22 protein-coding genes and 1 riboswitch are annotated in these 25,177 nt (G+C 40.3%); of the genes, 11 read left to right on the forward strand and 11 right to left on the reverse strand.

The features are described from left to right. Window positions 1–344: 344 nt before the first annotated feature. Window positions 345–641, forward strand: coding sequence for a hypothetical protein (locus tag AN389_RS10920; protein WP_055019788.1), 297 nt, complete (start codon window positions 345–347; stop codon window positions 639–641). After that, entirely contained in the window at window positions 625–990 is a 366-nt protein-coding gene (locus tag AN389_RS10925; RefSeq protein ID WP_055019789.1) for a hypothetical protein, read from the forward strand. The genes AN389_RS10920 and AN389_RS10925 overlap by 17 nt, the downstream gene beginning before the upstream one ends. A 6-nt stretch (window positions 991–996) precedes the next feature. On the opposite strand, the gene AN389_RS10930 is transcribed toward AN389_RS10925, so the two are convergent. Further along, the gene (locus AN389_RS10930; protein ID WP_055019790.1) at window positions 997–1,488 is read right to left on the reverse strand and encodes a peptide-methionine (S)-S-oxide reductase; all 492 of its coding nucleotides are present in this window, start codon (window positions 1,486–1,488) and stop codon (window positions 997–999) included. A gap of 176 nt (window positions 1,489–1,664) precedes the next feature. On the opposite strand from AN389_RS10930, the gene AN389_RS10935 reads away from it, so the two are divergent. Further along, complete coding sequence (locus AN389_RS10935) at window positions 1,665–3,515, forward strand: TonB-dependent siderophore receptor (protein ID WP_055019791.1); 1,851 nt, start codon at window positions 1,665–1,667, stop codon at window positions 3,513–3,515. Window positions 3,516–3,892: 377 nt separating this feature from the next. Here the strand turns inward: AN389_RS10935 and AN389_RS10940 are convergent, their stop codons facing one another. Next, the gene (locus AN389_RS10940) at window positions 3,893–4,156 is read right to left on the reverse strand and encodes a YkgJ family cysteine cluster protein (protein ID WP_055015194.1); all 264 of its coding nucleotides are present in this window, start codon (window positions 4,154–4,156) and stop codon (window positions 3,893–3,895) included. Between the two features lie 169 nt (window positions 4,157–4,325). Between AN389_RS10940 and AN389_RS10945 the strand changes: the two genes are divergently transcribed. From AN389_RS10945 to AN389_RS10965, 5 genes are all read left to right on the forward strand, one after another. After that, a complete protein-coding gene (locus AN389_RS10945; protein WP_055019792.1) occupies window positions 4,326–5,507 on the forward strand; it encodes an efflux RND transporter periplasmic adaptor subunit in 1,182 nt (393 codons plus the stop codon). Then, window positions 5,504–8,653 carry an efflux RND transporter permease subunit gene (locus tag AN389_RS10950; protein WP_055019793.1) on the forward strand — a complete coding sequence of 1,050 codons (3,150 nt, stop codon included), beginning with the start codon at window positions 5,504–5,506 and terminating at the stop codon, window positions 8,651–8,653. Before AN389_RS10945 ends, AN389_RS10950 begins: the two co-directional genes overlap by 4 nt. A 702-nt stretch (window positions 8,654–9,355) precedes the next feature. Then, window positions 9,356–11,152 (forward strand): SulP family inorganic anion transporter, encoded by a 1,797-nt coding sequence (locus AN389_RS10955; protein WP_055018530.1) that lies wholly within the window; start codon window positions 9,356–9,358, stop codon window positions 11,150–11,152. Between the two features lie 331 nt (window positions 11,153–11,483). Then, window positions 11,484–12,440, forward strand: a complete 957-nt coding sequence (locus AN389_RS10960; RefSeq protein WP_146258076.1) for an alpha/beta hydrolase — start codon at window positions 11,484–11,486, stop codon at window positions 12,438–12,440. A gap of 108 nt (window positions 12,441–12,548) precedes the next feature. Then, the gene (locus AN389_RS10965; protein ID WP_055018528.1) at window positions 12,549–13,439 is read left to right on the forward strand and encodes a dienelactone hydrolase family protein; all 891 of its coding nucleotides are present in this window, start codon (window positions 12,549–12,551) and stop codon (window positions 13,437–13,439) included. Between the two features lie 399 nt (window positions 13,440–13,838). Here the strand turns inward: AN389_RS10965 and AN389_RS10975 are convergent, their stop codons facing one another. Further along, entirely contained in the window at window positions 13,839–14,024 is a 186-nt protein-coding gene (locus AN389_RS10975) for a hypothetical protein (protein WP_235575964.1), read from the reverse strand. 13 nt (window positions 14,025–14,037) lie between these two features. Next, a complete protein-coding gene (locus tag AN389_RS10980; RefSeq protein ID WP_055015200.1) occupies window positions 14,038–14,973 on the reverse strand; it encodes a LysR family transcriptional regulator in 936 nt (311 codons plus the stop codon). Window positions 14,974–15,476: 503 nt separating this feature from the next. On the opposite strand from AN389_RS10980, the gene AN389_RS10985 reads away from it, so the two are divergent. The 3 genes from AN389_RS10985 to AN389_RS10995 all read left to right on the forward strand — a co-directional run bounded on the left by AN389_RS10985 (window position 15,477) and on the right by AN389_RS10995 (window position 18,218). Then, window positions 15,477–16,580, forward strand: a complete 1,104-nt coding sequence (locus tag AN389_RS10985) for an L-dopachrome tautomerase-related protein (RefSeq protein WP_055019794.1) — start codon at window positions 15,477–15,479, stop codon at window positions 16,578–16,580. 117 nt (window positions 16,581–16,697) lie between these two features. Further along, a complete protein-coding gene (locus tag AN389_RS10990) occupies window positions 16,698–17,486 on the forward strand; it encodes a glycine betaine ABC transporter substrate-binding protein (RefSeq protein ID WP_055015202.1) in 789 nt (262 codons plus the stop codon). Window positions 17,487–17,564: 78 nt separating this feature from the next. Next, complete coding sequence (locus tag AN389_RS10995) at window positions 17,565–18,218, forward strand: nitroreductase family protein (protein WP_055019795.1); 654 nt, start codon at window positions 17,565–17,567, stop codon at window positions 18,216–18,218. A gap of 52 nt (window positions 18,219–18,270) precedes the next feature. On the opposite strand, the gene AN389_RS11000 is transcribed toward AN389_RS10995, so the two are convergent. The 7 genes from AN389_RS11000 to AN389_RS11030 form a co-directional block, all read right to left on the reverse strand. Next, window positions 18,271–18,855 carry a bifunctional 2-polyprenyl-6-hydroxyphenol methylase/3-demethylubiquinol 3-O-methyltransferase UbiG gene (locus tag AN389_RS11000; protein ID WP_055019796.1) on the reverse strand — a complete coding sequence of 195 codons (585 nt, stop codon included), beginning with the start codon at window positions 18,853–18,855 and terminating at the stop codon, window positions 18,271–18,273. Between the two features lie 183 nt (window positions 18,856–19,038). Continuing rightward, complete coding sequence (gene grxB, locus AN389_RS11005; protein ID WP_055019797.1) at window positions 19,039–19,671, reverse strand: glutaredoxin 2; 633 nt, start codon at window positions 19,669–19,671, stop codon at window positions 19,039–19,041. A gap of 188 nt (window positions 19,672–19,859) precedes the next feature. Next, window positions 19,860–20,993: an L-dopachrome tautomerase-related protein gene (locus tag AN389_RS11010; protein WP_055019798.1), complete on the reverse strand. Its 1,134-nt coding sequence runs from the start codon at window positions 20,991–20,993 to the stop codon at window positions 19,860–19,862. Between the two features lie 8 nt (window positions 20,994–21,001). Next, complete coding sequence (locus AN389_RS11015; RefSeq protein WP_055019799.1) at window positions 21,002–21,493, reverse strand: cupin domain-containing protein; 492 nt, start codon at window positions 21,491–21,493, stop codon at window positions 21,002–21,004. Window positions 21,494–21,682: 189 nt separating this feature from the next. Beyond that, a complete protein-coding gene (gene ribB / locus AN389_RS11020; RefSeq protein ID WP_055015208.1) occupies window positions 21,683–22,336 on the reverse strand; it encodes a 3,4-dihydroxy-2-butanone-4-phosphate synthase in 654 nt (217 codons plus the stop codon). Between the two features lie 241 nt (window positions 22,337–22,577). Continuing rightward, a riboswitch (FMN riboswitch) is annotated at window positions 22,578–22,758 on the reverse strand. Between the two features lie 67 nt (window positions 22,759–22,825). Next, window positions 22,826–23,884, reverse strand: a complete 1,059-nt coding sequence (locus AN389_RS11025) for a S66 peptidase family protein (RefSeq protein WP_055019800.1) — start codon at window positions 23,882–23,884, stop codon at window positions 22,826–22,828. Between the two features lie 160 nt (window positions 23,885–24,044). After that, a complete protein-coding gene (locus AN389_RS11030) occupies window positions 24,045–25,037 on the reverse strand; it encodes an AraC family transcriptional regulator (RefSeq protein ID WP_055015210.1) in 993 nt (330 codons plus the stop codon). Window positions 25,038–25,177 lie beyond the last annotated feature (140 nt).

Below are 25,177 nucleotides of genomic sequence, written 5' to 3' on the forward strand. Positions count from 1 at the left end.
TGTTTGTTTTGGGACTTTAGATTGAAGTAATTACGAGCTTCGCTCGTCACGTCAGCAAGCTGCATGTCTACAAAACATCGGTTAAGCTTTACTTTTAGGCGCTAAGCTTGCTTGCGCGAGAAGCGCAGCCTCTAATTACTTATGATTTCTCAAATATAATTTAAATTTTAAGCCCTCCTATAATAGCTTTGGCAGAATTACTTTATAAATAGGTCTTACATTAGCTAAAGGAGCACAAACACTTACATCACTCCCAAAGACTGGTATTTACAGTAAACCGCAGATCAAGCTATATTGATTCTAAAGTATTAAGAGAAATTAAAAAGGTTAAATAAAGGATTAAAATGAAACCTACATGCCCTAGCTGTCAGAATAAAATCAATAATAGAGATATAAAAAATACTAATAAAAAAGGGATATTTTTTGAAGTCGAGTGCCCATCTTGTCAAACATGGATACGTTTGAATAAAACACTAGAAATTATAAAAGCTGCTGGAATATCACTTTTGTTAATAACTAGTCTGCTAAATATTTTCAGCATTAAAAGTGAATATAGCTTGGTTTTCTCAACCGTTGGCTTTGTTGGAATATTTATAGCTATGCTTATTACTTTTTTTGGTAAACATGAAGAAATCAAATAATAAAAAAACAAAAAAGAAGCCAAAAATAAAACACGCTAATATTAGTAATACCAGAATGTTATTAAATCAAATAGCATTCTCCTTGTTTTCTTTAGCTATAGGCTCCTTATCCATCATAATCGCAGTAAAATCTATATACGACGGTTATGTGCTGACACCAACAGATTATCGTGTTGAATCTGAGGTTTATTTTTTCTCGATCTCTCCATTTGCTTATATTTTTAACCTTCTTTTTTACTTAGGATGTGGGATCTTTTTTTTAGCAGTACCATACCTAAGCAGAGACATGTTTCCGCGTAAAAAAGAGAAAAAGCTAAGCAAAAAAGCTCAAAGAAAAAATAAACAATAGTTTTTATTAACTCGTTTTGTATTTATACAATAACTCAAAGGGTATATGGCAATAGTCATCAGGGTGGTTAGTTAATCGGTCTTGGTGCTCTGCATCGCTTGGTACGTAATTAGTAAGCTTCTCAACGCTTACTACAACTTTTTCTGCATCACTGCGCTTATTTATATAATTGCTTGCTGCGTCTAAATGGGTTTGGTGTTTACTGTAAATAGCAGTGCGGTATTTAGGGCCTACGTCATCTCCTTGTTTATTAATACTGTATGGGTCAATAATTTCAAAAAAGTAGTCAAACAGCTTATTTAGGCTAACGGCGTTTGGGTCTAAAATTACCTTTACGCATTCTGCATAACCATCGTAGTCGCCACCTGTCGTTTTATTTGTACCATTAGCGCGTCCTGCTTCAGTACTTATTACGCCTGGTAAGTGTTTCATAAACTCTTGTACGCCCCACAGGCAGCCACCAGCAAAGTAAATAGTATTATGTTCTTTAGTATCCATTATAAATGTTACCTAATGAGAAAAGTGTGAATGGTTATCAAATGCAGTTATTAACAAATTAATGTACAATCGCGCACAAAATGTCTGCTGTTACATTTAGTTATTTTATCATGCTCAAATATATGCTTTGAAATTAATTGTAACCGCCGCTACAAATAAAAAACGACGAGAAACACATGAGCCGCACACCACACATTATATTACCTGCACTATTATGCAGCGTTACCCCATTTGTTGATGCTAATACGCTACCTGATGAGTCTTCAATAGAGCAAATAACGGTTGAAGCTTCGCCTACAGCCAATAAACTGCCTGTCGGTACATTTGACTCGCCTATTTCTAATTTAGAGTATGACCCGCGTGTTGATTTACAGTCGCGTAATATGGCTGAGGCGCAAGCTGATGTAACTATTCGTGGTGGAATTTTTGAAAATACCGGTTTTAGAGTCGGCAGTGCTACCCTACTTGACCCGCAATCTGGTCATTATTTTGCTGAAATACCTATTGCACCGCAAATGCTAAGCGGCCCCGCAGTTTTAACCGGTGCCGATAACGCACTGTACGGTATGAACAGCTCTGTAGGTACAGTTTCGTTTGGTTGGAAACCAATTATTACTGGCGGTAGTGTATCGCTTGGCTCTGGTACGAACGACTTTAACCTGCAAAGTATTCACGCTGCTAAAAACACACAACTTGATAGCTTAGCTAACTATACACTGGGCTTTGAAGGTGAGTACTCTCACTCGCAAAGTGATGGCACTATTGATAATGGCGATCATGACTTTTCGCGCGCCTCAGTTCGCGTGCAATTGGCAAGTGAGCATAGCCAAACCGATTTATTTTATGGCTCGCAAGATAAGTTTTTTGGCTGGCCTAACTTATATACCCCTTTTGGCGTTAACGAAACTGAAGATCTAGAAACACGCCTTTGGATGCTTAATCACAAACAAACCTATGCGGATAACAGTCACTTTGAAGTATCGGCGTATTACCGTACCCATGACGATCACTATATTTACTCGCGCGAAAACCCAAGTGCATTTGAAGCTTTTCATAAAAGTGAAGTTAAATCGCTTGCTCTTTCGGGTCGCCATACACAAAGCGATGCACTGGCAATCAATTACTCGGCACAATTTATTGATGACTCGATTGAATCAACCACACTTGAAAACAACTTTACCTCACGAAAATATTATAAGCTGAGCGTATTGCCTGAATACACAATAGCGCTAAAAAACGAACAACTTACCTTTCGCTTAGGGGCTGCGTATGATGATACCAATCGTGATGATGCTGAAGTATCAGCTATTGGTGATATAACCCTAAATACGCAAAATAGTGACGGCACAGCACACACTCTTTATTTATCGTACGCGCAGGCAAGCCAAGTTGCAGGCTACACAGCCATTGGCGGCAGCGATTCTGGCGGGTTATTTAGAAGTAACTACAACCTTGAGCGCGAAACAACGTCAAACTTAGAGCTTGGCTTATTACTTGAAGAGCAAAGCTGGCAGTTAAACTCGGCTATTTTTTATCGAAAAGATAATAACTTAACCGACTGGACCTTTAATTTTGACTCCACCTCTGCGCGCTTTGCAAACCCCGTTGATATTGATACTGCAGGGGTTGAATTTTTAGCGACTAAACACTTTGATTCTGCGAAACTTATTGCTAGCTACACCTATTTGCATAAATCAGAAAACTACGGCGCAGCCGATATTGATGCTAGTTTTTACGCGTTAAACTTTCCTGATCACCGTTTAACACTCGGCGCTGTGTACAACCCAACTGATATTTTAGAATTTAGAATAGATAACGAATGGCGTACACAACACAAAAACGCGCTTAGAAACGGCCACGACAACGCGTTATTTACCCAGCTAACGCTTAAAATAACCCCGCCTCAGTTAAGCAATTTATTTATTACTTTAGCGGCTGACAACTTATGGGATGAGTCGTTTGAAGAAATACCAGGTACACCAGGACGCGGTGAGCAATATACGTTAAGCGCAACGTATAGTTGGTAAAAATTAAAGTGGCGTTTACAAACTCAATTTATACTTTGATTTGTAAACGCTGTGTTTTTTATAAAAGCGTTATTTTAGACAGAAAATATTGTACAAAAAGAAGCGAATGAGAAGTAAATGAGAAAACACAAACCAACTATTACTTAAAGTTAATCTCTTCCTCTAAAAGCGCAGCGCCTCTTCCCCTCTTTGTGAATAAATCACTTTTACAGGCTTTGCCTGTCACCTAAGCAAGCTTTACGTCTACAAAGTAAGCGTATATCTACACATTAGCGGTAGACGCCGAGCTTGCTCGCGTTAAAAGCGCAGCTTTTAATTACTTAAAAAAATCACTCGGTAATAGATAAATGTAAATATATGTGTATTAACCTCGTGAGCTAGGTTAATTGCTCAAGCTCGGTTATAAGTGCTAGAGCCTCTGCATTAGTTGACCCACACACATCAAATGTGGCGCTAAAATCGCTACATACTTTAGGACGGCTTTCATCGCCAAATAATTTACATAAATTACGTTCATCTAGCTGAATACAACGCTCTCCGGCTTTTTTACCGTTTGGCATTCCCGGGATTGGCGAGCTAATACTGGGGGCAATGCAGCAAGCACCGCAGCCTAAACGACATGCCATAGGCTCTGTTTTCATAAACACCTCTGTTAGTAAAAGCCAGGCCTTTGTATTTAAATTAACACCCTACCTAGCTCATTATTTATCTGTAATACACATATGTAATGCTTTGTTACATCTTCAAACGCCTTGTAAACACTTTATTGCGTATTATTGCCTTGTCACCAAATATATGAAGGAATGCCTTGTGGCTACTAAAAAACAAATTTTATTACCTGTCGCAGTTTTAGCTGCCGGAATTGCACTGGCAATTGGCCTTACAGCAATGAAAGCGCCACCAGAAGAAAAACCAGAGCAAGACACTCGCCCACTTGTTGCTGCGCAAAACGTAAACATTGATGCGATAACGCTTGATGTTAAATCGTACGGCGTTGTAAAACCTAAAGACCGTACTGAACTTGTTGCGCAAGTAAGCGGGCAAGTTATTTCAGTAGCCGAACAATTTGTTGAAGGCGCGTTTGTTAAGCAAGGCGATATTTTAGCACGAATTGATCCAAATGATTACGAAGCCGACTTAATTGAAGCCCAAGCAGGCCTTGCACAAGCAAGTTCAGCACTTGAAATTGAACGCGCACAAGCCCATGTTGCTAAAGCTGAATGGGAACGTATCAAATCAGACTCAGGCGATGCAATTGCATCTGAACTTTATTTACGTAAACCACAACTTGCCGAAAAAATGGCAAATTTTAAATCTGCTCAAGCGCGTGTAAAACGCACTAAACGTAACTTAGAACGCACCTACATTAGAGCCCCCTATGATGCCATTATTAACGAGCGCACAATTAGCTTAGGCTCTGTAGTGAGTGCTGGCAGTAAATTTGGTGAGCTAAGCGCGACCTCGGTTGCAGAGGTACGTTTACCGGTTGCAGATAAAGAGCTGCAATACTTAAATAACGGCGGTATTGGCGCACAGGTTACACTTAATGCCGAATTTGCCGGTAAGCAAACTACCTGGCAAGCCAAGGTTGTACGTAGCGAAGGTGTTGTTGATCAAACCAGCCGTATGAGCTACTTAGTTGCGCAGTTACCTACCCCGTATGCTGATAACACTAAGCCACTGCGTTTTGGCTCTTACATTAACGCTACTATTGAAGGGCGAGCGCTTGATAACGCCATTATAGTGCCGCACCATTTAGTTAAAAATAACAAAATTGCTATCTTAAACGACAATCAAACCCTTAGCTTTAAAACGCTTAATATTGTACGTGAACAAAACGGCATGGTCATAGCCGACCAAGGGTTAAGCAGTGGCGAACAACTTATTACCTCTGCCCTGGAATACCCAACAGAAGGCATGGCGGTTAAGCTTGAGGGCATTGAACCTAAAAGCGATGTTACTCAATTAGCACTTAAAGAGGATACACCATGAGTACCTCAGAAAAAGGCTTAATTGCATGGTTTGCACGTAACCCAGTGGCGGCAAACCTCATCATGATTTTTATTCTCATTGGTGGGCTTTTAACAGCGCTGACCATTCGCAAACAGGCATTTCCGCAGTTTGAAAGTAACTGGGTGAGTATTCAAGCGATATACCCAGGCGCCGCCCCGCAAGAGGTTGAAGAAGGCATAACCATAAAAATTGAAGAAAACCTTGAAGGTACCGAGGGGATAAAACGTTTAATAACCTACTCTAACCGAGGTTATGCGCAAGCGTGGGTAGAAATAGAAGAAAAATACGACCTACAAGAAGCACTAGACGAAATTAAAGCGCAAGTAGACTCTATTAATACCTTTCCTGCGGGGATGGAACGGCCCGTTATTCAACGTGAAAAATTTCAGCAAGAGGTCATGATCCTCGCGCTTTACGGCGACATGAGTTACTACCAGCTTAAAGAGTTAGGTAACGACATAAAAGATGAACTGCTTGCCCTGCCTGGCGTTAACTTAGTCGATTTTTACAGTGGCCTAGATTACGAAATAGGCATAGAAATAAGCCCCGATAAACTACGTGAATATGGCCTTACATTTAGAGATGTTTCAAGCGCGGTGCAAAGCTTTTCTACTAATATGTCGGCAGGACAAATTCGCTCCGACACAGGCTATATCTCTATGCGTGTTGAAAAGCAGGCCTACCGTGGCGGAGAATTTGCAAAGCTTCCGCTTATAACGCTTGCCGATGGTGCACAAATTAATTTAGGCGATGTAGCGACGATTAACGACGGCTTTGAAGAAGGCCTGCTTTACTCTAAATATAACGGTAAAAACTCACTTTCGTTTGAAGTAGATGCCTCAAAAGATCAAGACATAACCGATGTAGCTAAAGTTCTTAAAGGCTACATGGCAGAAAAACAGTCAAAACTTCCACAAGGTGTAAAGCTCTCACCTATTGTTGATTTAACCTACTACCTTGAAGGTCGACTCGATATGATGATCGACAACATGGTATGGGGCGGTATTTTAGTAATGATTGTATTGGCACTATTTTTACCGCTGCGTTTAGCGTTTTGGGTAATGATGGGCTTACCAGTGTCTTTTTTAGGTGCTTTTTTGTTTATGCCAATTGGCTTTTTAGACATCACCATAAACATGGTGTCGTTATTTGCCTTCATTATTGTACTCGGGATTGTGGTCGACGATGCCATAGTTGTGGGCGAATCTGCCAGTGCCGAAATTGAAAAACATGGTCATAGCCTTGATAATGTTATTCGCGGTGTTAAGCGCGTTGCTATGCCCGCTACATTTGGCGTGCTAACCACTATTGCAGCGTTTTTACCCCAAGCTATGGCATCAGGCCCAGGTGCTGCGTTTTCTAAAGCCATTGGTGTGGTTATTATACTGTGTTTGATTTTCTCGTTAATTGAATCAAAGCTAATATTACCTGCGCATATTGCAGCCATGAACCCACGTAAACCTAACCCTAAAAATCCATTACACAAACTGCGTAATGTAGTTGATAACGGTTTAAAACACTTTGTACAAAACTACTACACGCCTTTTATAGGCCATTGTATACATTATCGTTATACCGTAATTATTGGCTTTTTATGTATTTTAATAGTCAGTGCAGGTATGTTTGCAGGCGGGTTGGTTAAGTTTGTGCCTAATCCTAAAATACCGCATGACTTTCCGCGTATTACGTTAGAAATGAACCTAGCCTCTTCGGAGCAGGCAACCCTTGAAACTGCCCGTAAAATTGAAGATGTATTACTCAAAGTAGATAAAGAACTTGAAGAGCAATACGGACAAAGCATGATCCGCGATTTATCGGTAAGCCTACGCGGGCGTACAGAGGCAAACATTATGGCTATTTTAGTAGAGCCACACTTGCGCCCTATCGATACCTTTGAATTAAGCACCCTTTGGCGCGAACAAATGCCACCGCTACCAGGTGTTAAAACGCTTAATATTCAAGATAATATTTTTAGTGGCGGGCGTGATGACGGCGACGTAAGTTTTAGACTACAAGGCAAAAATGCCGATGAGTTAAAAGAAGTAGCCGGTAAATTAAAAGCTAAATTACAAAGCATGGAAGGTGTAGGCGATGTAAACGACTCATTGCAAAGTGCCACAGACGAAGTACAGCTTGATTTAAAACCACTGGCCTACAGCATGGGACTTACACTTGCCGATGTTGCATCGCAAGTAAGCTTTAGTTACTACGGATTAGAAGCACAGCGTATTTTACGCGAAGGCGAAGAAATTAAAGTAATGATCCGCTACCCAGAAAGCGAGCGTAACTCAATTAGCAACATTCAAAATGCGCGCATTATTACGCCAACTGGTGCAGAAGTGCCGTTAAGCGAAGTAGCCGAAGTTAAGCTTGTTGATGGCGTAAACCGTATTCGCCGTGAAAACTCAAACCGTACCGTTAATGTGTGGGCAGCGGTCAATACTGATCAAGTTGAGCCGTTTGCCATTGCACAAGAAATTCGCGATGCCTATTTACCTTCGCTGCTTAAAAGCTACCCAGGCGTTAAAAGTAATGTGGCTGGACGCGTACAAGAAGAGATGGACAGCGCCGATGAGCAGTTACGCGACTTTGCTATATCGCTGATGATTATATTTGCGTTATTAGCTATACCGCTTCGCTCTTACTCGCAGCCGCTTATTATCATGTCGGTTATTCCATTTGGTGTGGTAGGTGCAATGTTTGGTCACGTAATATTAGGTATGACCATGAGCGGACTGTCTATGTTTGGCATTATTGCGGTAGCGGGTATTGTAGTAAACGACTCCCTCGTTATGGTTGATTTTGTAAATAAAGCACGCGCGGAAGGTATGGCTATTAAACAAGCTGTTATGCAAGCCGGTGCAAAGCGCTTTAGAGCTATATTGCTTACCTCAATCACTACATTTATTGGGGTAATGCCAATTATTATGGAAACAAGCTTACAAGCTAAAATAGTTATTCCTATGGCGGTATCGCTGGCCTTTGGTGTGCTTTTTGCCACGGTAATTACCTTGATACTTATACCTTGCCAGTACGTAGCACTAGAAGACGCCAAGCGCCTTACCCGTAAACTATTTGGTAAATCGCAACCTATAAGTATTCAACCAACACCCACTACCAAATAATTAAAGTTTCTCTCCCAACCATTAAAGCTCGGCCTAATACGCCGAGCTTTTTATTAGCCCTGCATTATTAATAGTTTTTATAAAGTGTTTCAAATAAATTATAGGTAATTATTTTAATAATATCAGCGTATTATGCGCCCTCATTTAAAGCACAGCTAACGCATTAAAATGTTATTGCTTAGCATTACGCTCACACCGCAATGGCTTTGAGCAGCTTGTCAGTTAAGTGCCCTCCACTTAGCTCTAATAACGAGGGCGTGTTGACCTTTGGCGTTTGAATTTACAGCAGTATGTTTGGTTTTTAGGCAAGGCAGAGCCTATGAAGTGCGGTTACTCCCCATAAATAGGCGATAACGTAGCATAAATGCCAAACATACGCTGCCCTTTGGGTTCTGCCTAGGGGCGATAAACTCTTTGTTGCCTACATGGATGTTGGTAAGGGCCGTGAGCAGGACGCGGAAGCTTTGCTCGGTTATTACTTATTCTTACATGGATGTAAGTCATTAGAATAACGCAGGAGCAGTTATCGAGCCCACTAGGTTACAAACCTCGCGCCGTGATTTGATCGCCCCTAGATTGAACAAATTTCAATCCGCAAAGATCAACACGCCCTATACACGTAAATTTAAAACACCTAAACATACTGCTATTCGCGAAAAAGCGCTATGGCATGTAGTTTATTTATGTACCCTAAGGAACCCTATGTTTGATTTAATAAGCAAACGCAGCGCTAATTTAAAAAATGACGTACTAGCCGGCTTAACCGCTGTGCTTACGCTCATTCCCGAAGCCGTTGCGTTTACATTTGTAGCGGGAATTGACCCAATGATGGGTCTTTATGGCTCGTTTTTTGTTGGTTTTATTACCGCTGTGTTTGGCGGCCGCCCTGGTATGATCTCGGGTGCGGCGGGCTCTATGGCTGTAGTCACTACCGCCTTTATTATTATGTTTGGGCTGGAGTACTTGTTGGCCGCCGTGGTATTAACCGGTGTACTGCAAGTTGTGTTTGGCGCGTTTAAAATGGGTAAATTTATTAGGCTGTTACCTCACCCTGTAATGCTTGGCTTTGTAAATGGCTTAGCTATTGTGATTGGTATGGCGCAATTTGGCCAATTTAAAGAAAACGTACGTGTAGTCTACGATAAGCAACACGATATGTTTACCTACGCAGGCGATTGGATGCAATTAACCAGCCCAGCCATGCTTACCATGATGGGGCTAATAGCGTTAACCATGGCCATTGTGTATTTTTTACCACGCTATACCAAAGCAATTCCTGCGCCCCTTGTTGCTATTGCCGTATGTACAGCCCTAGTTACATTTACGCCGCTTGAGTCTAAACTTGTTAGTGACGTTGTGCACACGCAGCGTACCTCAATGATTGAAAAAGAGATCATTACTGAAAACTTTGCAGCTATAAAAAATCAAGTACCTCATGGGCAATACAGCGAAGTGGCACAAAATATTGCACTTGAGCGCCCAACCGATGCGCAAATTACGGCTAAATGGCAAGAAAACGAAGCGCAAAAAGTAGCTGAGGGCTTAAAAGACACCATAGACCCACTTGATGGTAGTTTAAAAGGTGCATTACCGAGTTTTCACTTTCCGCAAATTAGTTGGGATTTAACCAATAGCGACTCGCTCGATGCACTTATTACCGTGCTCATGCTTGCGCTTATTTTGTCATCAGTGGGGTTAATAGAAACCCTTATGACGCTTTCGCTTATTGATGAAATAACACAAACCCGCGGCCAAGGTAATCGCGAGTCTGTAGCACAAGGTTCGGGCAATATTTTAAGCGGTTTATTTGGTGGCATGTGCGGCTGCGCAATGATTGGCCAAAGCATGGTCTGTTTAAATTCAGGCGGCCGAGGCCGTGCTGCAGGTATTGCTACCGCTTTATTTATGTTGGTATTTATTTTGTTTTTCCCAAGCTTAATTGAAATCATACCGGTGGCATCTTTAATTGGCGTTATGTTTATGGTGGTTATTGCAACCTTTGAATGGTCCTCTTTACGCTTATTTGGCCGCGTTCCAAAGTCTGAAATATTTATCATTATTGTGGTATCAACCGTTACCGTATTGCTTGATTTAGCCGTTGCAGTAGGCATAGGTATTGTTATTTCAGCCTTAGTTTATGCGTGGAATTCTGCAAAAGAAATTCGTATTCAATGCAGCGATGAATCGCAAAACGAAAAAACCTACCAAGTGGCAGGCAACTTATTTTTTGGCTCTATAACCTCGTTTAAAGAAGGGTTTAACCCACATCACGACCCACAAAAAGTGTGTATTGATTTTGCCAATGCTAAAGTATGCGACCAATCAAGTATTGAGGCCATACATGGTTTAAGTGAGCGTTATAAAGCATTAGGTAAAACGTTGTATTTACGCCACTTAAGCCCTGAGTCTGCCCAGTTATTACAAAAAGCCGGTGATTTAGTTGAAGTTAACATTGTTGAAGACCCTAAATACCCTGTAGCCAACGACGCTATGGCGTAACAGCCAATTAGGTAACTTACTCAAAAAGCTCGGCGTTTTCCGAGCTTTTTATTTTAAATCAATTGTTTAAATTATTTTCAGCTGATAAGTTAGACACTTATATGGACTCACGCACATAAAAGGGTGTAACAATGCTACGTGTACAACTTATTCTATTTATTACTTTTTCCGTCTTAACCTAGTTACAAAAAAACAGCCGTAAACTAATGATATTAGGCGCTATTGCTATATCGTTCGCATTTGTGGTACTTGATTTTTAACAGGCGTAGATGAAGGGTTATCTGGCATTAATTAATCAAAAAATTTTAGCTTGAAAATTAAAGGGACTTTAATGCGCATATACATACTGATTATTTCTTTAGTTATTTTTTTAAGTGGGTGTCAGAGCTATATTGCTTATCAAATAACTAAACCTCCGCAGAAAGTTCTCCCTAAAGAATTTGAGAGCTCTATCGCTTTATCTGGAGTACAAACCCATTACTGTAGTAGCGAAGTAGATTGTCTTGATTTTAGATTTATCTCACCTAAGGATATCGAAAGCTACCTACTCGATGGTAATACACTTTCGTTAAGTTTGATTGTTAAAGGAAGCACTGAAGATGATGTTTTTGAATACCAACTTACTTCAGATGATATACCAAACAGCCAAAATAGCGGGCTTTTAATCATCTTTCCGGGGTATGGCGTAGACAGCTTGATTTACACCATGCAAGCAAGATGGCTTAGCCATGTCACTGGAAAAAATGTGATAGTGATGCCTGCAAGTAATCAATACGAGAAATTTAGATTTGGTTTAAACTCGCTTGATGTGCTAGTCAATTATGTAAATAAAGAAAACTACACTGATATTTCCTTAATTAGCTACTCAATGGGCGCAATTGCGGGAGTTGAGTTGGCATCTAAGCTGAACATTAGTAAGCATATACTTTATGCCCCAATGATTAATTTTGAGGCCGCACTAAGCACAATTGCTAACTTATCACACCCTATTTATAGCAAACTATTAGGCGATGATTATTTAAACGAAGTCGCGGCTAAAATAATAGAAAAAAGTGAAGTACCTCTTAACAAACTCAACTTATTAAATAATCTAAATAAGACCCCGCATGCTAGGCACACTTACATCTTTTCAAGTAATACAGATAAAGTGAGTCCATATAATAGGATGCTTACTCTTAACAACCCAAAAGTGAGCATTTATGAGGTAAAAGATTTAAACCACATTGAAATGGTTTCTTTAATTTCCACACAGCAAAGGAATGTGCTCCTTTGCTTGCTTGACGGATAACTTTGCCAACATTCCTAATAATTGAGAAAAATATTGCTCGTTTTTTATCCCTAATACGTTATGGTAATAAATAGCAATACATAACTAATAATAATGGAAGGAGCAGCCATGAATACCCCGCAATCAAATCATATCCCGCAAGAAGCCTTCGATTGGTATGACGAATACGCCCACGGTTTAATGGACCGACGTACATTTATGAAAAAACTAGGTGGGTTAGCTGCACTTGGCTTTTCAATGAGCGTACTAACCAGTGCCCTGTTACCTAATTATGCGTTTGCAGAGCAAGTGTCGTTTAACGATGACGATATTAAAGCCACCTACGAAGAATTTGATTCGCCAAACGGGCATGGTAAAGGCAAAGGCTACTTAGCTGTGCCGAGCAAAATTGAAGGTAAACTGCCGGTTGTATTAGTTATTCACGAAAACCGTGGTTTAAACCCATATATTAAAGATGTAGCAAGACGCTTAGCCAAAAAAGGTTTTATTGCCTTTGCACCCGATGCACTCTTTGCGCTTGGTGGCTACCCGGGTAATGACGATGAAGGCCGTGCCATGCAAAAAACCATGGACAGAGCTAAAATCCAAAATGACTTTGTAGCCGCTGCGCACTTTTTAAAAAGTCATTCAAATAGTAACGGCAAATTAGGGGCTGTGGGCTTTTGTTTTGGGGGTTATATTGTTAATTACTTAGCGGCGGTTGAGAGTGATTTACTCAGCGCGGGCGTGCCCTTTTATGGCACTCCTGCAAGTGAGTCACTGCACAAAAATATAAAAGCACCTTTAATGATTCAATTAGGTGAGCTTGATAAACGCGTTAACGCTACATGGCCTGATTATGAAAAAAGCTTAAAAGCTAACAATGTTGAGTACATTATGCACATGTACGAAGGCGCTAATCATGGTTTTCATAACGACTCTACGGGGCGTTATGATGAGCAAAAAGCTGAACTCGCTTGGCAGCGTACCTTAGCGTTTTTTAATGAAAAACTAAGTTAATAATAAGGTAATGCCACCAGCTTAAAATGGGTGGCGTTATTTAAGTTAATTAGCCAAAGCCCTGATTAACTAAGCTTTGGTTAATTAAGCTCTGTAACATGTAAAAGCTTGCCCGAAGGTCCCCATAAATAAATCACTTTCCCCACGGTTCTTGTTTTATTCCTTCAAAGCGAATATCAAAGTGAGTTAACTTACTAATAGTGTTAAAGGCTTCGTTTATGTTTAATACGCACACTTGCAGCATTAAATTTTCAGCAAATTCTTTGTTGTAGTAACGTTTAATACCAATCGACTTAAATATTTAATCATTCTAGCGTGCTAAATAGAGCGCTAACAGCGTTATAAATTTCTTATGTAGAACAACTGCATGGCGATATTTATGCCTTGTTATCACGCTATTTAACTGCCGCTATAAATGCCTAATAACTTAACACGATTGGTATAAAAAAAACTACATTCACCTGATGTTGCAATACTTAAATCAGCTGATGCTTGCTCAACATTAAAGCCAAGCGCCTGATAAAAGTCGCACGATTGCTGATAATTTTTACACGGCACAAACATTCTAATGTCATGAACTTGCATTCTCAGTCCTTCATTAGCCAAGCACGCTTTTATCAATAATTCCTTTTGCAATAAGGGCTTTTAAAATACCGGCGCTTTTTTCTCTAAATGCATCGCGAAGTAAGCGCACTGCCGGAGTGATTGACTGCCTACTTGGGCACACCAACCAAAGCTCTGTAGGCGTGGGTTTAAAACTTGGCATAACACTTACAACATTACCAGCCAATAATTCATTAGACATATCTAAGCAGGATTTAACCGCCAGCCCCTTGCCCGATACACACCAACGCCTTACTAAATCGCCATCGTTAGTTGCGTGGCCACCGTTGAGCTTTACTTTAAACTCTTCGCTACCATTACTAAACAGCCACACATCTTTAATTATATCTTGAAGTTGATAAAACAGCCCTTTATGTGATGTTAAATCATGTGGATGAGCAGGCGTACCGTGTGTATCAAGGTAGCTTTGCGCTGCGCATAAAATACGCGGTACGTCGCAAATTTTAAAACCGTACATGCTGGCATCGTTAGGTTTACCATAACGCAGCGCAATGTCGACCGAGTCACGATAAAAGTCGATATTACTGTCGCTAATATTGGCGCGAAGGCTTAACTGAGTGTGAGTTTGCATGAACTCGTCAAGCCATGGGATCACAATATTGCGCCCTAAATCAGAAGAAAGTGCAATACGCAGCTCGCCATCAATTATATCATCATCGCTTTTTAGTGTATTTTTAGCTTGTTCAAGCATCGTCACTGCTTGTTGGCACTGCGGAATATAACGCTCACCGGCGGCAGAAAGCCTTAAATGACGAGTAGTACGTATGAATAGTTCAAAGCCTAAAGCCTGCTCTACCCTTTTAACAGCAGCACTTGCTGTAGCGGTGCGCATATCTAAATTGGATGCGGCAGCAGTAATACTTTTAAACTCTGCTACTTTTAAAATTACCTGTAAGTCTTCTAAAAGCATTGTGTATTAATCCGTTATCAACTTTTAATTATTATTTTTGGCAAAATTAAGCGCTTTAGGTTTGCTTACATGCGTGTTGAGCAATCAAAAAGTGATTTATTGTCTATTTATATTTGACAATGCTTAGGTATTGCGTGATTTATCAATATAAAGGCTAATATTACACTGTACCCACTACCTAGTCACTAACCACTATTTATTAAATTAGGACAATCTTTAGTAACCCTATGTTAGTTTAATAACTCTCAATACTGTTCAGAAAAAATACATTTATTAAACGCTTTTAAGTATGTGTATAACGACACTAGGTATTAACCGCACGCTTTAAAATACATTCATAAAAAGCTCAGCCAGCTATTAAACAATATTTTTTGATAAAGATTCAATTATTACCCTGTTTATTGATTGAAAACACTCACCTATTATTCACCTCAACGCAAGCGAAGCCATTTAGGCTATTTAGATCGCTTTATTCTATTTTTTAGCATAACGGGTATCAATGTATGAAACGATTAAAAACCACCCTAGCAATAGCATCACTTTCACTAGCAGTAACTGCTGCTTCAGGCGCCTATGCAGCAGAGGTTGGCGCCCTTGAAACGGTGACCACGTTTAATAAATATCGCGGTGCAGGTATAGCTATAACACCTGCAGGACGAATGATTGTAAGCATGCATCCGCTTGACGCACCAAAAACGCGAGTAATTGAAATTATGGCAAATGGTGCTCAACAACCTTTCCCTACCGTCGATTGGGCAGACGGCCCTGAGCTTGGCAAAGTAGGCCTTGCAGCTGTAATTGGTGTACATAGCGATAGTAAAGGTGTGGTGTGGATTTTAGATATGGGCAGCGAGCGAATAGCCCCAAAACTTATAGCCTGGGACAGCGTTGCCAATACCTTAGTTAATACCATTGAATTAAATAAAGACGCCGTGCTTGCTAACTCATTTTTACAAGACTTTGTCATTGATGAGCGTAACGACAAAATTTACATTGCCGATATGTCATTTGGTAACTTTATGGGTGCAACCAAACCTGCTTTTATAGTGGTTGATTTAAAAACGGGTGAATCCACTCGCGTACTTGAAGGCAATGCTAAGCTAATGCCAGAGGAGCGCGATATTGTCATCGAAGCCTCTCCCGTTGCCTCTAAATCAGCAGAAGGTGAAACGACAAACCTTCGCTTTGGTTTAAACCCAATTACCATTGATGATAAAAATGAGTGGGTCTACTTTGGCGCATTTACAGGCACACGCGTCTACCGTATTCCGGCAAAAACGCTCGCTAATAGCACGTATTCAGATGCTAAAAAAGCAAAAAGCATTGAACTGTTTGGCCCTAAAAACCCAAGCGATGGCATGACCTACGCGCCAGGTGGCGGTATTTTAGTAACCGACCTTGAAAACAATGCCATTGGCTTAACCACTAAAGGCCACTACGAAATAATTGTTCAAGATAAACGATTATCATGGCCAGATAGCCTAGCGCTAAGCAATGGTTGGGTTTATGTAACACAAGATCAGCTCCATCAACACCCTGCATTTAGCCAAGGCTTTGGTAATGCAAAACCACCCTACGTATTAACACGCTTTCGTTTTAATCAGTAAAAAAGTGCCTAGGAGCCAGTTTTTGTACTGGCCCGTTAAAAGGTTTTATCAACGAAATTTTTAAACATATTTGCTCTAGTTCAACTTAATTACTGGTATTCAAATAAGGCTGACCCTATGCGTAAACCAATTTTAAAATTGGGCGTAACCGATTTATCGTTTCACCATGTTACGGCTTCTTTAGTGAGCCATGTTTTAGCTGATATGGGCTTTAATGTTGAGCGTATTTATGCGCCGCATGAAAATAACTTTAAAAACCTCAAATCGGGTGAAGTAGATTTACTCGCCTCAGCGTGGCTGCCTTCAAGCCACGGTATTTATAAGTCCGATGTTGAGCAAGCTACACCACTCATTGAGCTTGGCTTGCATTATGAGCCTTATGCGCATTGGGGCGTACCAGATTACGTACCGCAAAGTGCAGTGAATGAAGTTAGTGATTTGCTTAAACCAAATGTGCTTATAAAAATGGAAAAAACAATTCAGGGCATTAATGCCGGTGCTGGTATTACCCGTTTTTCTATTAATATGATGAAAGAATATGGGCTGACGAGCGCAGGATATGAGTTTATAACCGGCACAGAGCATGATTGTTTTAGCGCGTTTGAAAACGCAGTAGCCACCCAAACTTGGTGCGTAGTGCCATTATGGAAGCCACAATTTTTGCATTACAAGCACACAATACGAGCGCTTATAGAACCAAAAGGCTTACTAGGCGTTGTTGATAGAGCTGTTTTACTCCTACGAGAAGATAAACAAGTGCTGTTTAATCAAGCACAGATAAACACTCTTGATAAATTACGCTTTTCCAATGAGATCATTGCCGAGCTCGACTATAAAGTATGCAAGAACTTACAGCCCCTCGATGACGTAACGCGTAATTGGCTTAATCACAATCCATTTAAATAGTAGTTTGTGCTTTGTTTTTTTAAAAAAGGCTCAATATAGACACTACTTGGCTAAAATTGCCACTTAACGGAGATAACCATGACCCATCCAATTATTAATGATTTAGAAAAACGTTATACAACTAAACGCTATACAACCCAGCGTATTCCTCAAGATGACTTAGATGTAATTTACGAAGCTATGCGTCTTTCTCCTTCATCTATTAACTCGCAGCCGTGGAAATTTATTGTTATTGAATCAGACGAAGCTAAAGAGCGTATGCACTCTACGTTTGAAAATAAATTTCAATTTAATCAGCCGCATATTAAAACTGCATCGCACGTTATTTTATTTGCTTACAACCCTAAATATAAACGTGATGATTACGCACAAGTCATTGATGCAGATATTAAAAATGGCCGTACCCAAAGTGAAAACCGCGAACAAGCATTTGGTGCGTTTGCCTTTGTTGATATGAATACCGATGAGCAAGGCAACAATGCGATGTGGACCAAAGCGCAAACTTACATTGCCCTGGGCAACACAATGCACGCCGCAGCACGCTTAGGTATTGATTCAACGCCTATGGAAGGTGTAGATGCACAGCTTATTGGTGAAGTGTTTGAAGACGAGCTCGATGGCTATATTTGTGATGTAGCGCTGGTACTTGGTTATCACGATGACACTGAAGATTATAACGCTAAGTTACCTAAATCTCGCTTAGCAAAAGAGCAAGTTATTCAGGTTTTATAAAAACCGAGTAAAAAAGCTTAGCGCTAATGAGCGCTAAGCTTTTATATTCATTTTATTTTTTAGCAATAGCCTGCAGTACCGATGCTAAACCTGTGTGGTATGTGCCTTCAAACACTTCTCGCCTTAATTCTTCAAAATGTACAAAGCTAAGCTCGGTTAAGTCGTTTTGTAAATCGCTTTTTGAGGTTTTAGTATCGACACTTGGGCCGCCTCCAGTATTATAATTTACTTGCTCAGGCGTATAGGCCTCAAGTAAAAACACCCCACCTGGCTTTAAACCTTTAACAGCGCGCTTATATACGGCTGAACGCACAGCACTTGGTAAAGGGCAATAAATAGAGACTACCGCATCCCATTTTTCTTTTCCAAAATCAAACTTCGCTAAATCGGCGTGTACTAGCTCAATGGTTACGTTGTGCTCTTTGGCAAGCTTTGCCGCTTTTTCAAGCCCTACTTTAGAGCCATCAACAGCGGTAACGCGATAACCCATTTTTGCTAAAAATACCGCATTTCGGCCCTCGCCTTCGGCTAAGCTTATAACATTTCCTTTAGGTAATTGCTTATAGTGATCGGCTAAAAAATCGTTTGGCTGTTTGCCATAAGCGTATTGCTGAGTGTTATAGCGTTCATCCCACATAATTTCTCCTGAGCTAAATTTGTTTACACAAGCATGTATAAAATACGCTTTAGTTGCTTAATAATTCCACGAATAACATGGGGAGTAAATACGTAACAAGATTAAATAAAAAAAGACCAGTGACGGGATCACTGGCCTAAAAAACAATACGAAGGGAGTCGCATTGGTTGTAAAAACTGCTGTTTACTTAACTAATGGCACACCTGACTCAAGTGCCTGATTATGCATCCACTGGTTTAATTGCTCTGGCCAAGTAATGGTTGGCTCGCAATATAAACCACGTAATATAGAAAAATAAATTGCGCTATCGAGCAAACTTAATGACGTTTTACCCTCATTAATATTGAGCTGTTTTTCGGTGCCAATTAAAAATTCATTTACTTGTAAAACGATCTCAGGAGTTGTTGCTATTAGGTTTACAAAGTTAAGCTCTGTCGATTGCTTGTTATCTTCCCACGCTATACGGCTAGATTCTGTTTTAAACTCTTTTAAATCCAGTAATGGCCAACGTGGCAAACCAATTTGCAATAAAGGCGCAAACGAGCCACCTTGCCACTCAATAGCCCCTTGCGTTGGCGTGTTTGATTCGCTAGAACCAGCAAGTTCAATAAACAGGCTAATAATTTCGTTACTTTCACTCATAATAGTGCCGTCATCTTTTTCAAGAATAGGTACCATTTTTTTACCAATTAGTTTTGTTGGTGTTTCAGTGTCGTCGTAATCAAGTACAACATCATCAAGCTTAATACCTAATTTACCTGCTACATATTTAACACGCGCACAAAAAGGACAATGAGAGTAACTGTATAGTTTCATAATTAATTAAAGCCGAAAGCGGTTAAATACCTATGCCCGTAAGATACCCAAATACTCAGCACAGAAAAACCGCATTTAGGTTGAAACTTTATCTTGTAAAAATTGATAATCACGCGCTTAAAAGCAAATATCATAAAAAACACGCCATAAAGGCGTGTTTAAAAATGTACTCAATTTACACATTATAGTTAGCGCCCTATTACGCCTTCAGCTAAAGGTTTAAATCTAAATATGTAATAAGGTGCTTTGTTTTCAGCATGACCGTTATTAAGTTGTGCCGAAAGCGGCAATTGCGCAGCGCCGGTGTACATGTAACCCTCTGGTCCAATGCTTACGCCATCTGGCCAAATCATGTTTTTATCGTACACATAATCACGGTACGTACGTGTTTTGGCATCAATAACGCCCACCGTACGCTCACCCACTATGGTTAAATATAAATTATCATCAGCATCAATACTTAAACCACCGTTTACTGGTTTTTGTGCGTATTGCTCTACTCGTTCACCTAGTTGTTTATCGGTTAATTGCTCGTTAGCAATGTCGGCCATTTTAATACGGTAAACATACTTTTTATTAAGCGGAGCAAAGTAAAGCCATTGCTGCGCGTTATCAAGCACAATGCCATCGGCACCAATAAAGGCATTAAGTTGCTTTTGATTATCAGTCCCTTCATCAATCATTATTGGCATGGTGTAATCGGGCAAAGTGCTTTCGTGACCTTGCAATACTCGCCAGCTCTTGCCTGTTTTAGTATTAACGATAATAAGGGCGGCTTGCTTGCCATTTCCGCCATCTGCAATACCTTCATCGGCAATCACTAATGTATTGTATTTACTCGATATAGCTAAATCATTAAGTTGAGATTGAGCAACCGATATAGGGCTAGGTAAATAAATAATTTTGTTAACCTTATTGTTTATCGCATCCCATGCTACCAGCTTTGGCGTAATACGCGGCTGCGCCTGGCCTGAGTCGAGTATCCAAACGTTACCTCTGTCATCAGCCCTTACCCCTAATACCCAATTTAAATAGTTAGCGGGATTTTTTAAGCTGCCATCACTTTTATAAGGAGTTTGCATTTGCGCATTAGGAAATGGGACTACATCGCCATTTTTTAAAAGCTCCCCTACTTTTACTGATGGGTTATAAAAGGGGTGATAACTAAAAATAAAGCGCTTGTTTTGTGTATACGTAATACCGCCTACTGCGCTATCTGTTTGTGCGTAAACCTCAGCGGGTACCATGTCGTTTGCAATAGCCGAGGCACTTATTAGTAAGGCTATAGCGCTTAGCCCTAATTTAGATTTATTTAAGAACATAATTTGCCCTATTTTTGCTTAATGTAATTAGCTGTGCCGTCTATCCAGTCTTGTCGAGCTGGGGCAAAAAAATCAATATCCACCGTATCTTGGGTAAAGTGAAATTCGTGCGGTACATTGGCCGGTATCACCATCATGTCACCCGCTTTCATAAGGTATTGTTTACCGCCAGAAAACACTTTAGCCTCGCCTGACATAATCCACGTTACTTGTTCATTCGGGTGTTTATGAAGCGCCACTTTGCCCCCTTTTTTGGCCACCCATTTTACAAACGTAGATTGCGTACCATGAAAATATTGGCGTGTTAAATATGGGCCCATTTGCTCTTTGGGCTGGCTATCGAGATTAAGTAAAAAAGGGGCGTTGGTAATGTGCTGGTTATAACTATCCATTATGCCCATTTGGGGTGCAGGCGTTATTTGCTGTGCAAGTTTACTTTGCGCTGCCCATACGCCAGAGCTTGTTAAAGCAGCTGCTAATAAAAGCGTGTTAATTTTCATAGTTTCACCTAAATAATAAACTGTGTGCGGCTGCACTGACTATTTAGGCAAAGTTTACAGGCTGAGAATTTTTGAAAAAGCCGCTTAGCCGAGAAACATTTTCAAATAAAAACGAGCAATAAATCACTTATTGAAAAACAAAAACCCAGCAATAAAGCTGGGTTTTACTTAGGTCATGCTTAATAAACCTTAACTGACCTTGAGTTCTTGCATTTGTATGTACTGTACTAGGTCTTCAATCGATACCACGGTCATGCTGTGTTTATTAGCATACTCGCTTATCTGTGGTAAGCGTGCCATGGTGCCATCTGGATTTGTGAGTTCACAAATAACCCCAAACGGTTTTAAACCAGCCAGCTGCATTAAATCTACAGACGCCTCGGTGTGACCACGGCGAACTAAAACCCCACCTGTTTGTGCTTTTAAGCCAAATACATGCCCTGGGCGCGATAAATCACTCGGTTTTGCGTTATCGGCTGTGGCGGCTTTAATAGTTGCGACTCTGTCGGCTGCCGATACGCCGGTTGTAACACCGTGTTTAGCTTCAATGGTTACTGTGTAGGCTGTGTTATTTTGGCTGGTGTTGTTAGTTACCATTTGCGGTAGATCGAGCTGCTTAATGCGCTCATCACCCATACACAGGCACACAATACCGCTGCCTTCGCGGATCATTTCGGCCATTTGTTGGGTCGTTAAATGCTCGGCAGAAAAAACAAAATCACCTTCGTTTTCGCGGTCCTCATCATCAACAACAAGTACCCCTTGGCCTTGCTGCAAAGCAGCAATGGCGTTTTCTACGCGGGTGTGGCTTTCGCCAAATTGGCTAAGTAAAGACTGAATCATTATTATATTCCACATAAAAATAAATAGATTCAGGACACTGAAAGACATGGCAAAACACACAAACTAAATTGCGCACTTTTACCACTAAACAGCTTATACCAATCCGCTTAATTCAGTGATCAATTTTGAGGCGGGAAAACGTGTTGATAACGACACTTTTAGCCCCTCAAAATGATTAAGTATTTTTGCAAATTGGTATTAAACACGCAGCCACAGGCCACGTGTTTGCATACGCTACAAGCTATATTCTCTTTCATCCGGACTATAACCGTCGGCTCTGGCCTCTCACCAGATCTGCTTGACCTTTATTTAATACATTAAAAACGATTATTAAATAAAGCGCTCGCGGGCTCATTTTATTCATAAAGTCATGAGTAAAACATACCGCCGGTGGGGAATTTCACCCCGCCCTGAGAATGTACCATGAACTTACCTGTTCACGGCCTGCGCATTATACGCGTGTATGACCATGTTATTCAAAAATAAACGTTAAATAAGCTCAGTGTTCAGTGAGGCATTGAGCACTTTACCTTGATTTATATCGGCCGTGAGTGAGCATTTTGCGCCATTAACTAAGTTTAAATTTGGCTGCACATGGCCAATATCAGCATCTATTATTACCGGAAACAAGCACCCACCCAATGCCACATCTAGCGCATGGCGGTAATCAAAGGCATCGTGATGACTTTGTGTTATTTCACTGCGCCCTAAAATAAGGCCGTTAATATCATCAAATACACCGGCAAGTTTGAGCGACAGTAAAAAGCGTGCCACGGTGGTAGGGGTAAGCTCTGAGTTTTCAAGGTATAAAATAAGGCCTTCGTTCGCACTGTGTTTTTTAAAGTCGTGCAATGCTAAAAAAGGTGAATCTAATAATAACCCTACCGTATCAAGGCAGCCGCCAAATAAGCGCCCAGACATCTCTATTGTGCGCTCATCGGTGTAATTTAAGCACTGCCACTGAGTAGGCTCGCTTGGTGCTAACAGCTCATCGGGGGTTTGTGCGTAATTGGGTTTATTTTTTTGATAATATGCAGAGGGTCCTTGCTCAAATTTACTGCCCGATTCGTAGGTAATGGTTTCAAAAATTTGTAAGCTAAAGGGATTTGTTTCATCGGGATGAAGCTGCATTAAGTTGGCACTATGAAGTGTCGCCCATTGGCACTTAGCTGTAAGTGCACAGGCAATTGTACTCACATCAGAAAAACCCACCAGCCATTTAGGCTTAGCTTCTTTAATGGCATTAAAATCAAGTAGTGGTAAAATTTCCATTGCAAGCTCTCCACCCATTGGTGGCATAATGGCGGCAACGTCATTGTCTAGCAAAAAGCCCATCAATTGCTTGGCATGGGCTTTTGCATCTAATTCATCGCGGGGTTTATTTTGGCGTAAAAACTCCCCTTCTACTACCTCGTAACCACGGTTCTTCAAACCGTCTATCACTCTATCTAGTCGTGCATGGTATTTTTCTTTTAAGCCCGACGAAAGCGAGCAAATAGCAATTTTAGAGCCTACTTTTAAAGGCGCTGGATAAAGTATATTAGCCATGAGTGTTCCTTTTGATAAAGTAATTCCAGTGCGTGAAAAGTTTCCCCTTCTACACGTATTGTAGATGTGTACCCATATCAACACGTTTACTCTTTATACAATATGAATGCAAGAAGTAAATTTGGTGTAGTCTACGGGTTGTTTAAGTGATTTTACTTGCTTAAATATGGGTTTTTCTAAAATTATTAGGCGTGACACCGAAACGCTTTTTAAATGCGGTAGTGAATGAAGAAACATGGCTGTAACCCAGTAAGAAAGAGACTTCACCTATCGATTTACCATCCAAAACAAGCCAGCTTTTCGCTTTATCCAAGCGTTTATTTCTTAAGTACTCTATTGCCGTGACTTGGTACTTGTTTTTAACTTGCCGTTGTAACGTGCTGACACTAACCCCCAAATAATCTGCAATTTGGCTTAAACAACCATGCGATAAAGCTAAATCCTCAAATGCTTTGTCTATTTTACATTTGTGATGTGCTTTCAAAGATTGTCTGTGAAGATTAATTATTGGTGCTGACTTTGCTTGGCTAGGCTCAGTGAAGAGTAAAATTAAACTCTTATATATTAGTTGGATTGATAGTTGCTCTGCCTTGAGTTGATCTTCAAACATAAGGCTAGACTTTAATGTAAACAACTGATTTGCAATGTCTGTTAATTCATCAGCGCAGTCAAATGTAAAAACACGACTTGGGTGAGCAAAAATTCTGTCTATTTTTATTCTATCGTCGCCGGTTTTACATCGTGAATAAAGCCATTGTTTGTTAATTGATACATTAATTTTTTTTACTTTTTGATTTTTATTTAAATGGCGGGTAAACATCTCTTTGCCTGAAATTGTATTAATAAACAATAACGGCCTGTGTGGGTCTGCCCTAAGCTGGTAAGTACTTTTACCTAAACTAAAGCACAACGTTCCCCTGTATAAAATATTAATACTTATACCGGCATCAATGGCAACCGTACTGCTGGCCGCTTGTTTTTCTTCGCCATCACAACAGTGCATAGTGATACCCTGCGCTACACTTTCAAATGTTAAATCACCTACAAATAATGGCTTGTGATCCGCATTATGTTGTAAAACATGATTATCGTAGCCCTGCAAAACAAGTGCCGAATGAAGGTTATCTTTGTTTAAGTTTAATGCTAATTTCATAGCTCTTTCACTTTCACGTTATTAATGGCGATTAATCAAAATTAATTGGCGATTTTACTTAATTATTTTCCGCATAAAATACTACCACATATGTAAAATAGTGCGAACAATTCTTATTTGCAATAATTCTACTATTTAAA

This window comes from Pseudoalteromonas sp. P1-7a (assembly GCF_001401855.1).
Lineage (GTDB): Bacteria > Pseudomonadota > Gammaproteobacteria > Enterobacterales > Alteromonadaceae > Pseudoalteromonas.

What these genes read in the sequence shown, in the direction of transcription:
- AN389_RS10920 (WP_055019788.1), top strand. Translation starts at nt 345, where the DNA reads ATGAAACCTACATGCCCTAGCTGTCAGAATAAAATCAATAATAGAGAT.
- AN389_RS10925 (WP_055019789.1), top strand. Translation starts at nt 625, where the DNA reads ATGAAGAAATCAAATAATAAAAAAACAAAAAAGAAGCCAAAAATAAAA.
- AN389_RS10930 (WP_055019790.1), bottom strand. Translation starts at nt 1,488, where the DNA reads ATGGATACTAAAGAACATAATACTATTTACTTTGCTGGTGGCTGCCTG.
- AN389_RS10935 (WP_055019791.1), top strand. Translation starts at nt 1,665, where the DNA reads ATGAGCCGCACACCACACATTATATTACCTGCACTATTATGCAGCGTT.
- AN389_RS10940 (WP_055015194.1), bottom strand. Translation starts at nt 4,156, where the DNA reads ATGAAAACAGAGCCTATGGCATGTCGTTTAGGCTGCGGTGCTTGCTGC.
- AN389_RS10950 (WP_055019793.1), top strand. Translation starts at nt 5,504, where the DNA reads ATGAGTACCTCAGAAAAAGGCTTAATTGCATGGTTTGCACGTAACCCA.
- AN389_RS10955 (WP_055018530.1), top strand. Translation starts at nt 9,356, where the DNA reads ATGTTTGATTTAATAAGCAAACGCAGCGCTAATTTAAAAAATGACGTA.
- AN389_RS10960 (WP_146258076.1), top strand. Translation starts at nt 11,484, where the DNA reads ATGCGCATATACATACTGATTATTTCTTTAGTTATTTTTTTAAGTGGG.
- AN389_RS10965 (WP_055018528.1), top strand. Translation starts at nt 12,549, where the DNA reads ATGAATACCCCGCAATCAAATCATATCCCGCAAGAAGCCTTCGATTGG.
- AN389_RS10975 (WP_235575964.1), bottom strand. Translation starts at nt 14,024, where the DNA reads ATGCAAGTTCATGACATTAGAATGTTTGTGCCGTGTAAAAATTATCAG.
- AN389_RS10980 (WP_055015200.1), bottom strand. Translation starts at nt 14,973, where the DNA reads ATGCTTTTAGAAGACTTACAGGTAATTTTAAAAGTAGCAGAGTTTAAA.
- AN389_RS10985 (WP_055019794.1), top strand. Translation starts at nt 15,477, where the DNA reads ATGAAACGATTAAAAACCACCCTAGCAATAGCATCACTTTCACTAGCA.
- AN389_RS10990 (WP_055015202.1), top strand. Translation starts at nt 16,698, where the DNA reads ATGCGTAAACCAATTTTAAAATTGGGCGTAACCGATTTATCGTTTCAC.
- AN389_RS10995 (WP_055019795.1), top strand. Translation starts at nt 17,565, where the DNA reads ATGACCCATCCAATTATTAATGATTTAGAAAAACGTTATACAACTAAA.
- AN389_RS11000 (WP_055019796.1), bottom strand. Translation starts at nt 18,855, where the DNA reads ATGTGGGATGAACGCTATAACACTCAGCAATACGCTTATGGCAAACAG.
- grxB (WP_055019797.1), bottom strand. Translation starts at nt 19,671, where the DNA reads ATGAAACTATACAGTTACTCTCATTGTCCTTTTTGTGCGCGTGTTAAA.
- AN389_RS11010 (WP_055019798.1), bottom strand. Translation starts at nt 20,993, where the DNA reads ATGTTCTTAAATAAATCTAAATTAGGGCTAAGCGCTATAGCCTTACTA.
- AN389_RS11015 (WP_055019799.1), bottom strand. Translation starts at nt 21,493, where the DNA reads ATGAAAATTAACACGCTTTTATTAGCAGCTGCTTTAACAAGCTCTGGC.
- ribB (WP_055015208.1), bottom strand. Translation starts at nt 22,336, where the DNA reads ATGATTCAGTCTTTACTTAGCCAATTTGGCGAAAGCCACACCCGCGTA.
- AN389_RS11025 (WP_055019800.1), bottom strand. Translation starts at nt 23,884, where the DNA reads ATGGCTAATATACTTTATCCAGCGCCTTTAAAAGTAGGCTCTAAAATT.
- AN389_RS11030 (WP_055015210.1), bottom strand. Translation starts at nt 25,037, where the DNA reads ATGAAATTAGCATTAAACTTAAACAAAGATAACCTTCATTCGGCACTT.